Here is a 10855-nt window from a genome sequence, read left to right on the forward strand (position 1 = left end):
GACGATGACCTGGCCGAAGAACGGATCGGCGAACAGCGCCGGATCGTCGTGCGAGACGGCGAGGATGACCGCCCCGGCTCGCTGCGTGGCCAGCGCCCGAGCGGTGGGGTTCGGCACGTAGCCGAGCTCGCGGATCGCGAGTTCGACCGCCTCACGCGTCGCGCTGCTCACGTGTCGTGCGTTGTTGATGGCGCGAGAGGCCGCCGCACGGGAGACTCCGGCGCGCCGGTTGCGTTCCCATGAACCGGTGGTTCCTCTCTACAGCCTTACGGCACTACTGCTCGACCGCGGTGCGATGTGCTGTTTAGCGTAGAGGCAGGTTGAGCCCGAGAGCGGGGACCGCGTTGTTCGCGAGCGTCAGGGCCTGCTCCGGCCACCACGCACCGGCCGCCGGATCGACCGTGCCGCCGTAGACGGGGTCGCCGGGCCCGACGGTTCCACGCGTGCAGCCGCCGTCCGATTGCCCGATCGTCTTTATGTAGAGGTAGGCGTCGGCAAGCGGAACGCTGGTGTTGGCGGTCGGGCGCGCGCCGATGCCGCGGTCGGGCGGATTGCACCAGGTCTGCGGGTCAGGGTACGAAGTGCCCGCCGGCGGGGTCCACGCGCCGAGGCCGTTGCGGCTGGTGTCCACGACGAAGTGGGTCAGCGCCGAGACCGGCGCGGCGGCGGTGTTCTGGGTGAACCAGTCGTCGGTCCAGTGCCAGGTGCTCGGGTCGGTGGATGAGACCGAGTCGCCAGGCAGGCCGTCGTTGGGCGCGGCGGAGGAATAGTACTGGCTCGCGCACCAGCTCGCGTGGCCGATCGCCCAGCTCGGACCCTGTGTCGCGAACCAGATGCACTTGGAGACCCAGGTGCCGTAGTGATCGGTCTGGTCGGTGGGCTGGTAGTTCGAGACGTTCAGCGAGAAACCCTGTGTGTCCGCGACGTCCGCGTCGATCAGCCGCTGCGCGATGTCGCCGACCGCGTGCCACTGGCTGTTGCCGGCGTCGAGGTAGACCGAGGTGCCGGGCTGGGCCTTGAGGACCGAGACCGCGTAACGCAGGTCTGCCATCCGCGCGGCGGTGAGCGCGCCGGTCGGGTCCGTGGTCGGGCCGCAGTCCTGCGGCAGGTTGGCCAGTGCGTCCGGTTCGAGGATCACCACGGCCCGCGCCTGTCCGATGGCGGCGGCGAAGGCCGCGATCCACTGCTGGTAGGCGGCGTCGGAGGTCGCGCCGCCGCTGGAGTACTGTCCGCAGTCGCGCAACGGGATGTCGTAGGCGACCAGGGTCGGCACCGACCGTTCGAGCGCGGCGCGGCGCATCAGCGCCGAGACCTGCTGCGACACCTGGTCCGGGGTGCCGCTGGTGAACCAGGTCGCCTCCGGCCAGCTGGCCAGTTCCGCCATCGTCAGCGCGTCGCGCAGGTCACCGGATTTCACATCGGTCAGCGCCTGCATCGCCGCGTCGCTACTCGGGTCGACGTAGAAGCGGGCGTCCGACGGCAATGTGTGGTCGGCGGTCTGCGCCGATGCGGCGGGCGCGCTGCCGAGCGCGAGCGCGAAGGCGGCGACAGCGAGGGCGGGTCTGAACCCGTGGAACTTCAACGCCCACATCCTCTCAAGTGGCGCGAGGCGGAATTGTGGGAGCGCTCTCACGCGTGCAGAGTGACCGGAAGCGCTTCCAGCCGGACCATAGTGGCGGCGGACATCGTTGTAAAGAGCCGTTTACCGAAGTACTTGGCAACCTCGCCAGGAGCAGCTCAGGGACGCTGAGCGTAACCCGGCTTGGGCAGCGTAAGGGCCGCAGAGCACCGAGAGCGCTTCCAGGTAGACGCTCGATGGGCGCAGATGGTGGTATCGGCGGGGATGGGATGTCTCCGTCGGGGACGTGCCGGCACAGAGTGGATGGTCGGCGGTGCCGTGTAACTTTCGCGAGGACGTCCCGTGTGTCGCGCTGTGTGCGGTCTACCAGAAATAGCACCTTGAACAGGGCTTTCTGAGCGGCGTGCGACGCGCGGTCGCCGCCACGCCGATTCGGTGCGCTCTTGAGCTTCCGGCACGGCGTTGGCACCTTCCCAGCGATGCGGTGTACGCCGAAGCCAGTACATCCCATCACTTGCGGCGGTATTCGCCTGCGAAGTCACCCTTGAAGGGATGACGAAAACCGGATGTTTCGACGATTCTCTCGCCACCGGGCCGTCCGCCACGCTGCACCTGCGCCGCCCGGATGGCGTCGCGGCGTTTCAGGCCCACGTGACGTTGACCAACGGCGGTGCGCCGTCCGGCTGCCGCGCAAGTACACCGCCTGCGTCATCGCGGTCGGTCATTCGTCAACAAGATGAGTATGCCTATTTCGAGGATTCTCGCCGACTGTCCTGGGATGTTGTGGGGTAACGGGATATAGATAGTACTCATATCTGGCGCGCGTAGCGGATTGTGTATGCTCCCTATGTCGGGTTGGGCGGGCCATACTGCTGGTGTGGCTCGGGAACGAGGAGGCAAGCCGGTGGACGGCACGCCCACGCTGTCGGCGGCGGAACTGCCGCCCGAACAGGAGCGGGACGCCGCACCGTCGTCCGGCGCTTACCGGCCGGGCTATGAACTCGTGGCCGAGCAGATCTTGCAGTTGATTGCCGAGTTGCGTCTGGTGCCGGGTGATCGGATGCCGACGGAGAACGAGTTGGCCGGGCGGCTGGGTACCAGTCGGACGGTGGTGCGTGAGGCGGTGAAGATTCTTTCGGCGATCGGCCGGGTCAGCGCGCAGAAGGGCCGTGGCCTGTTCGTGGCCGATGACGAGGGGATGCTCGGCTCCTCGCGCTGGGGCGGCTTCTTCCTGCCCACCGACCTCGACCACGTATACATGCTCTTCGAATTCCGCCGGGTGCAGGAGACTGCGGCCAGCCGCCTGGCAGCCACCCGTGCCACCCCCACCGAACTGCGCGCCATCGAGTCGGCCGCCCAACTGTGCCGCGACGGCCATCGCACCGGACAGATCGCGCTGTTCGACCGCGGCGACGACGAGTTCCACCTCGGCATCGCCGCCGCGTCGCACAACCCGTTCCTCGTCGCCTCGGTACGCGAAGCACGCCGCCTACAACGCCAGTCCAGCACGATCGGACTACACGGCACCGTCGGCGGACACGCCGAGGGAGCAGTCGCCGAACACGACGCGATCTACCTGGCCATCCGCGACGGCGACCCGGAGGCCGCGGCTCAGGCCACGGCCGTCCACCTGGACAACACCCTTGAGGACTACCGGCGCGAGATCCAGCGCCGCGTATTCGGCTGACTGTGCGCTCGGCACGTCCCTGTCGGAGTGCCGCCGCTCCGACAGGGAGAGAAAGTGCCTTTTAAAGGCTCCTTGCTAGCCGAGGGTCCATTGCTGGTTGCTGCCGCCGTTGCAGGCCCATAGTTCGACCAGGGCGCCGTTTGTGGTGGATGCTCCGGTGACGTCGAGGCAGAGGCCTGATTGGGCTCCGGTGATGGTGCCGTTGGTGTTGATGTTCCATTGCTGGTTGGACTGGCCGTTGCATGACCAGGTGATGGCCTTGGTGCCGTTGGCGGCGCCTTGGCCGTTCGCGTCCAGGCACAGGGTCTGGCCACCGACCGAGAGGCTCAGCGCGCCGGTGGAGGTGTGCGTCCAGGTCTGGTTGGCTTGGCCGTTGCAGGTGTAGATCTGCTGCTGCGTGCCGAGCGTGGTGGTGGAGTTCGGGTCATCAAGGCACTTACCAGCGCCGACCGCGTGCAACGGGCCGGTCGTGCCGCCAGTGCTCGTGCCGAACGAGTAGCCTGCCGCGGCGAGGTTGGCCTGGACGGCGTTCTCGGTCGCGTCCGACGGATATCCGGCGGTCACCGCGCCTTCGAAGAACTCGCCGTTGCCGTTGGCGCTGTTGTCGCCGCCGGTGCCGAGCAGGATCGAGGAGTCGACCTTCATCGGCGAGTAGCCGTTGGGCAGCGGCCCGGAGAAGCCGGTGGTCAGCCCGCCGCTGGTGGCGTCGGCGTACTTGATGGTGAAGTTGCTGGTGCCGTTGTTCTTCTCCATCGCGGTGACGAACGGGAAGCGCACGCCCTGGTAGCTGGACTGGTTCGGGCCGGTGTTGGAACTGTACATGCCGTTCTCAAGATCGGCCTCGACCCACGGGCCGGAACCGGAGCAGCCGCCGAACCAGCACGCGGTGCCCCACTCGATGGCGTTCATGGTGGCGTTGCCGGTGTCGGTGTGCGAGTTCTCGCCGCTACCGTAGTCGAAGCAGCAGTACTGGGACACGAAGTTCGACGAGGTGACCATGTAGACGCCCTCGGGCTGCGAGCCGATGGGCACGCCCTTGGCGTTGTCGACGCGGTAGCCCACGCCCCCGCCGCCCTTGATGCCATAAGCCTTCTGACCGCCGACCATCAGCGGCAGCGCGGTGGCGTTCGCGCCGATGTCCGCGCCGTTGGGGCCAGGGCCCTTCCAATAGCCGCCCCAGGAGATCGGCATGTCGTTGTGGTTCGCGGTCTGGTCGTAGATCTTGGTGATGGTGCAGGTGGTGCCGGTGCAGAACGAGTCCTGCTGCGCGGCGTTGACCACGCCGCCGGCCGTCATGAGGCCGATGTTCTGGTAGCCGCCGTCCGAGGAGCGCTGCACCTGGTACAGCGGACCGTTGTAGGCGGCGAACAGCGCCCGGGTCGTGCTGTGTGCGGTTTCGCACGGCGTGCCGCCCGCCGCATAGATATCACAGGGCTCTGATGTCGCGGCGCTGGCGGGCGCGGTGGTGACGGCGGCGACTGGCACGGCGATCGCCGCGGCCGTCAGACACGCGGCGAGCAGTCGGGTTCGCCGCCGGAGCTTTGGTGACAGGGACACGAAGACCTCCGTCTTCATAAGGTTGTTGTCAGGCAGACAAGGCGGCCGTGCTGCGTTATCCGAGGGTCCGTTGCTGGTTGGAACCGCCGTTGCGGGCCCATAGTTCGACCAGGGCGCCGTTTGCGGTGGATGCTCCGGTCACGTCGAGGCAGCGGCCTGATTGCGTGCCGGTGATGGTGCCGTTGGAGTTGATGTTCCACTGCTGATTCACCTGGCCGTTGCACGTGTAGATCTGGCACGGTGATCGCCGCGGCCAGCAGACACGCGGCGATCAACCGGACTCGCCTCCGGGTCGTGCGCATCAGGTGCATGGAGCCTCCGACATCGCAGGTGCTTTTTCGCTACCGACGCGCGCTAAGGCGCGCATGAATGTATGACCTCTTCAGGCGATGTGTGCGCACACATCTTGACTAATTCAGACTCATTGTGGCGAGACCGCTGGGAACAGCGCAGGCGCCGATGCTGGACTGCCGGGTCTGGCGTCGACGCCTGCGACTGCTTTGCGGAGTCCCATGTGTCGAACCGATTCTCTGCCTGGATCCCAGCGGATGTTACGACCCGAGATAGAAACGGTCAATGGCGTGTTAGGGTCCGCCCGTACGGGCACAGAACCCTGTTTGGGCGAGAGAATCGGTTCCTGCGGATGGCTGTGGGACCGCCAGTTGCCGGTCGGGTCGGGCGGATGGCCGTACAGGCTGCAAGTTTCACAATCAGTCAGACTCATCTGTGGCAAGCTGGCCGGCTGTACAGCCCGGTTCCCGCGTCGATCGGCACAGAACACCGACAGTTCGATATTATTCAAACGTTTTCCAACGGATGATCCGACCTCTCCGGACATCTTGACACATCTCACGGCCGAGAGTTTCCTACGTTCCACGGCTTCGCCGTCACCGGGTGCCGGACCGGTCGTCAGTCACCAGGCCAGGTAGCGGCCGCTACGTAGCCCGCAGTCGGCAGGCTGGATCAGCTTTCGCCGACCGTTGTCCCATGTCGGCCGCCGCTTTTGATGAAAAGTCATACACATTTGACGCGCTTTCGGAGCCGCTGCGGCGGCCGGCGGGCGTCGTTCGATTCTTGAGGAAGGGCTGACGATGACGTCGTACCCACTCCCACAGGCCGGCCGCGGCCTGCCGGCGAGAGCGGCGCTGACCGCCGCGGCGCTGGCGTTGGCGGGCGTGGCCGCCGCGCCGGCCGTATCGCAGGCCGCGACGATGACAACCCTGTACGCCTCGCCGACCGGAAGCGGGACCGCGTGCACGTCTTCCGCTCCGTGCTCGCTGACGCAGGCGAAATCCTCCGTCGAGGCGATCGACGGGAGTATGAGCGGCGACATCGTGGTGCAGCTCGCCGGCGGCACCTACCGGCTGTCCGCGCCGCTGGTGCTCGGCAACGCCGATTCGGGCACCAACGGGCACAACGTCATCTGGCAGGCCGCGTCCGGCGCGACCCCGGTGATCTCCGGCGGGCAGCAGGCGACCGGCTGGACTCTGCACGACTCGGCCAACAACATCTATTCCGCGGCGGTGCCCGCCGGAGTCGACTCGCGGCAGCTGTACATCGACGGGTCGGCCGCCCCGCGTGCGGCGATCGCCATCAATCGCAGCGACGTGACGGTCACGTACACCGGCATGACGATCAACAACTCGGCGCTGAACTACCTGGCGACCCTGCCGGAGCAGAACCGGATCGAGGTGGAGAGTCAGAACTCATTCACCGACCACTTCGCACCCTTCCAGTCCGTCTCCGGCACCACGATCACCATGCAGCAGCCGTCCTGGAACAACAACAACTGGGGATATGACACCCTGGCCAAGCCGTTCGCCGGCGGCCAGCTGTTCCTGGAGAACTCGTACTCGTTCCTTCAGAGCGGGCAGTGGTACCTCGACCCGCAGGCCGGGCAGCTGTACTACAAGGCGCCCTCCGGCTGGAACCCGTCGGGCCATGACGTGGAACTGCCCCGGCTGACCTCGCTGGTGCAGATCTCCGGCAACAGCGTCGACAACCCGGCGCACAACATCGCGTTCCAGGGCATCGCCTTCGAGCACACCACCTGGCTGGCACCGGGCAGCAGCATCGGGTACGCCGACCAGCAGTCCGGCACCTTCTTCAACCAGGCCTACCAGCAGCCCTCCGACTTCCTCACCTCCTGCCAGTCCGGCTGCACGCTGTTCGAGGCCACCCGCGAAAGTCTGGGCGAGGCACCCGCCGCGGTGCAAGTCTCCGCCGCGGGCAGCATCAGCTTCACCGGCGACACCTTCGCCCACCTCGGCGAGGTGGGCCTGGGCATCGGCCAGGACAACAACGCGGTCACCTCCGGCGTTGGGCTGGGCGCCTCCGGCGTCACCGCGGACCACAACACGTTCACCGACGACGCCGGCGCCGCGATCGTGGTCGGCGGCACGCAGACCAACGCGCACCACCCCTCCGACACGGCGATGACCGACCAGAACATCACCCTGACGAACAACCTGGTCAACGGGGTCGCAGAGGACTACAAGGACATGGCCGGCATCCTGTCGACCTACGTCACCCATGCCGTCATCGACCACAACGAGGTCGAGAACCTGCCCTACGACGGCATCGACATCGGATGGGGCTGGGGGATGAACGACGCGGGCGGCAGTCAGGACTATGCCAACCGCGGCACGTACAACTACCAGCCGCTGTACACCACTCCCACCACGCTGAAGAACACCGACGCCAGCTACAACAAGATCCACGCCACCAAGAAGATCTTTCACGACGGCGGCAGCCTCTACAACCTGTCCGCCAACCCGAGCGCCACGTTCAACGACAACTACATCTACGACAACCACAACACCGTCGGCCTGTACCTGGACGAGGGCTCGCGCTACGTGACCCTGACCAGCAACGTCGTGCAGGACAGCGGCGTGTGGGCGTTCACCAACGCCAACGCGAACAACAACACCGACGACAACGCGTTCAACAGCAACTGGTACAACGCCGGCGCCACGCAGGTCGCCACCGGTTCCCCGCACAACAACACCCTGAGCGGCAACGTTCAGGTCAGCGGAACCAGCTGGCCGTCAGGCGCGCAGCAGGTCATTTCGCAGTCCGGTGTCGGCGGTGGTGGTAGCACCGGCGGGAGTGCTGGTGCGCTGCATGCGGTGGGTGCGGGCAAGTGTCTGGATGATCCGAACTCGACGACGACGCTGGGCACGCAGCAGCAGATCTGGGACTGCAACGGCCAGGCGAATCAGACCTGGACACACACTTCGTCCGGTGCGTTGACGGTATCGGTGGGCGGTTCGACGCTGTGCCTGGACGCCAATGGTCAGGGCACGACGAACGGTACGAAGGTCATCACCTGGTCCTGCAACGGCCAGTCGAACCAGCAGTGGAACCTCAACTCCAACGGCACCATCACCGGAGTGCAGTCAGGCCTCTGCCTCGACGTGACCGGAGCCGCAACCGCCAACGGCACCCTGGTCGAACTCTGGACCTGCAACGGCGGCGGCAACCAGCAATGGACCCTCGGCTGATCGCGACGATCCGCGTCGAAGAGCCCTGAGCACAGCCACGTCCCGTGGCCGGACCCACCACAGCGGCCACGGGACGTCTCTCCTCTACGAAAGGAACCCATCGTGTCAAGACTCAGCCGGCTTTCCAGGCGCCTGCGCGCCTCGGCAGTCGCGCTCGGGGCCGCCGCACTGGCCGCGGGCGGCGTCGTCGCCACGACCGCCGCCCCGGCCCGCGCCGCCACCTCGATCACGATCAACGGCGCGTCCGGCGGACGCACCTTCGACGGCGTCGGCGCCATCAGCGGCGGCGGCGGAAACAGCAGGCTGCTGATCGACTACCCGGAGCCGCAGCGCAGCCAGATCCTGGACTACCTGTTCAAGCCGGGCTACGGCGCGTCGGACCAGATCCTCAAGATCGAGATCGGCGGCGACACCAACTCCACCTCCGGCGCGGAGCCGAGCATCGAGCACACCCGCGGCGCGGTGAACTGCAACGTCGGCTACGAGTTCTGGCTCGCCGAGCAGGCCAAGGCGCGCAACCCGAGCATCAAGCTGTACGGCCTGGCCTGGGGCGCGCCCGGCTGGATCGGCGGCGGGAACTTCTGGTCCACCGACATGGTCAACTACCTGGTTTCCTGGCTCGGCTGCGCCAAGGTGGACGGGCTGACCATCGACTACCTCGGCGGCTGGAACGAGCGCGGCTACAACATCTCCTGGTACGAGCAGCTTCGCAGCACCCTGAACTCCAGCGGCTACGGCAACGTCACGATCGTCGGCGCCGACTCGGACTGGACCATCGCCAACGACGTCGACAGCAATTCGGCGTTCGCCGCGTCGGTCGGCATCCTCGGCGCGCACTACCCGTGCGGCTACCGCTCATCGCAGTCCACTTGCACCGTGCCGTCGGCCGCGACCTCGTCCGGCAAGCAGCTGTGGGCCAGCGAGAACGGCTCGGACGACTACAACGCGGGCGCGCAGGCGATGGCACGCGGCATCAACCGCGGCTACATCGACGGGAAGATGACCGCGTACATCAACTGGCCGATCGACGCCGGGATCACGCCGAACCTGCCGTATCCGACGATGGGCCTGGTGCTCTCGCCGCAGCCGTGGTCCGGCTACTACTCGGTCGGCAAGAACGCCTGGGTCGAGGCGCAGACCACGCAGTTCACCGCGCCCGGCTGGCACTATCTCGACTCCTCCAGCGGCTACATCGGCGGCAACCGGAGCAACGGCAGCTACGTCTCGCTGAAGTCGACGAACAACAGCGACTACTCGACCGTCATCGAGACCGTGGACGCCACCAGCGCCCAGACGCTGAACTTCAGCGTCACCGGCGGGCTGTCCACCGGCCAGGTGCACGTGTGGGCGACCAACCTCAACTCCGGCAACTCGGCCGACTACTTCGTGCACACCACTGACATCACGCCCTCCGGAGGCAACTACAGCCTGACCGTGCAGCCCGGCTATGTCTATACCGTGACGACCACCACCGGCCAGGGTAAGAGCACTGCGGCCGGTCCCGGTCAGGGCTCGATGAGCCTGCCGTACAGCGACTCGTTCGACGGCTACACCGTCGGCAGCGAGGCGAAGTACCTGATGGACTGGCAGGGCGCCTTCGAGGTCGCGAACTGCGGCGGTGGGCGCAGCGGCGAGTGCGTGCGGCAGATGAGTGCGCAGGCGCCGATCACCTGGGACACGCTCACCGACCCGCACGCCCTGATCGGCGACACCGGTTGGAACAACTACACCGTCACCTCGGACGTCCTGCTCGAAGAGTCCGGCTATGTCGAGCTGATGGGACGTGCGAGCACGCAGTCGTACGGCGGAGCCGGCGGGCTGAACGCGTACCACCTGCGTGTCAGCGACACCGGCGCGTGGTCGATCATCAGCTCGAACACGGGCAACACCAACTCGACCCTGGCCAGCGGCACGACCACGGCGCTGGGAACCAACAGCTGGCACACCCTGTCGCTCGCCTTCTCCGGCAGCACCATCACCGCCGGCATCGACGGCAAGACGGTCGGCACGGCGAACGACTTCACCTACGGCGCCGGCCAGGCCGGCTACGCCACCAGCCAGGGCGAGACCGCGCAGTTCGACAACCTGTCGATCACCCCCGGCAGCGGCGGCACCGGCGGCAACACCGGTCTGCTGCGCGCGGTGGGCGCGGGCAAGTGCCTGGACGACCCGAGCTCCACCACCACCCTCGGCACGCAGCAGCAGATCTACACCTGCAACGGTGGCGCGAACCAGACCTGGACCCACACCTCGTCCGGTGCGCTGACCATGACGATCAACGGCACGACCCTGTGCCTGGACGCCAACGGCCAGGGCACGACCAACGGTACGAAGGCGATCATCTGGTCGTGCAGCGGCGCCGCCAACCAGCAGTGGAACCTCAACTCCAACGGCACCATCACCGGCGTCCAGTCAGGCCTCTGCCTCGACGTGACCGGCGCCGGAACCGCCAACGGCACCCTGGTGGAGCTGTGGTCGTGCAACGGCGGTAGCAACCAGCAGTGGACCCTCGGCTGATCCGCCGCCCCC

Annotated in this window: 6 protein-coding genes and 2 pseudogenes; 4 read left to right on the forward strand and 4 right to left on the reverse strand. The window is 66.9% G+C overall.

The features are described 5' to 3' along the window. Positions 1–222: pseudogene (locus VGS97_RS29585) on the reverse strand (LacI family DNA-binding transcriptional regulator); the annotation flags it as partial. An 82-nt stretch (positions 223–304) separates the two neighbouring features. Next, positions 305–1582 carry a glycoside hydrolase family 6 protein gene (locus VGS97_RS15000; RefSeq protein ID WP_326854119.1) on the reverse strand — a complete coding sequence of 426 codons (1278 nt, stop codon included), beginning with the start codon at positions 1580–1582 and terminating at the stop codon, positions 305–307. 549 nt (positions 1583–2131) lie between these two features. Between VGS97_RS15000 and VGS97_RS15005 the strand changes: the two genes are divergently transcribed. Next, positions 2132–2371, forward strand: a complete 240-nt coding sequence (locus VGS97_RS15005; RefSeq protein ID WP_326854121.1) for a hypothetical protein — start codon at positions 2132–2134, stop codon at positions 2369–2371. A 112-nt stretch (positions 2372–2483) separates the two neighbouring features. Beyond that, complete coding sequence (locus tag VGS97_RS15010) at positions 2484–3266, forward strand: FadR/GntR family transcriptional regulator (RefSeq protein WP_326854122.1); 783 nt, start codon at positions 2484–2486, stop codon at positions 3264–3266. Between the two features lie 75 nt (positions 3267–3341). Here the strand turns inward: VGS97_RS15010 and VGS97_RS15015 are convergent, their stop codons facing one another. Further along, positions 3342–4841, reverse strand: coding sequence for an arabinofuranosidase catalytic domain-containing protein (locus VGS97_RS15015; protein ID WP_414641720.1), 1500 nt, complete (start codon positions 4839–4841; stop codon positions 3342–3344). A gap of 37 nt (positions 4842–4878) precedes the next feature. Then, positions 4879–5061: pseudogene (locus tag VGS97_RS15020) on the reverse strand (RICIN domain-containing protein); the annotation flags it as partial. Between the two features lie 853 nt (positions 5062–5914). Between VGS97_RS15020 and VGS97_RS29590 the strand changes: the two are divergent. Beyond that, positions 5915–8326, forward strand: coding sequence for an RICIN domain-containing protein (locus VGS97_RS29590; protein WP_349262141.1), 2412 nt, complete (start codon positions 5915–5917; stop codon positions 8324–8326). A 102-nt stretch (positions 8327–8428) separates the two neighbouring features. Beyond that, positions 8429–10843, forward strand: coding sequence for a ricin-type beta-trefoil lectin domain protein (locus VGS97_RS15030; protein WP_326854126.1), 2415 nt, complete (start codon positions 8429–8431; stop codon positions 10841–10843). Positions 10844–10855 lie beyond the last annotated feature (12 nt).

Origin of the sequence: Actinocrinis sp., assembly GCF_035946395.1 — a bacterium.
In the GTDB taxonomy this organism is placed as follows: Bacteria; Actinomycetota; Actinomycetes; order Streptomycetales; family Catenulisporaceae; genus Actinocrinis.

Coding starts and splice junctions, on each gene's coding strand:
- VGS97_RS15015 (WP_414641720.1), bottom strand. CDS start 4,841: ATGAAGACGGAGGTCTTCGTGTCCCTGTCACCAAAGCTCCGGCGGCGA.
- VGS97_RS29590 (WP_349262141.1), top strand. CDS start 5,915: ATGACGTCGTACCCACTCCCACAGGCCGGCCGCGGCCTGCCGGCGAGA.
- VGS97_RS15005 (WP_326854121.1), top strand. CDS start 2,132: ATGACGAAAACCGGATGTTTCGACGATTCTCTCGCCACCGGGCCGTCC.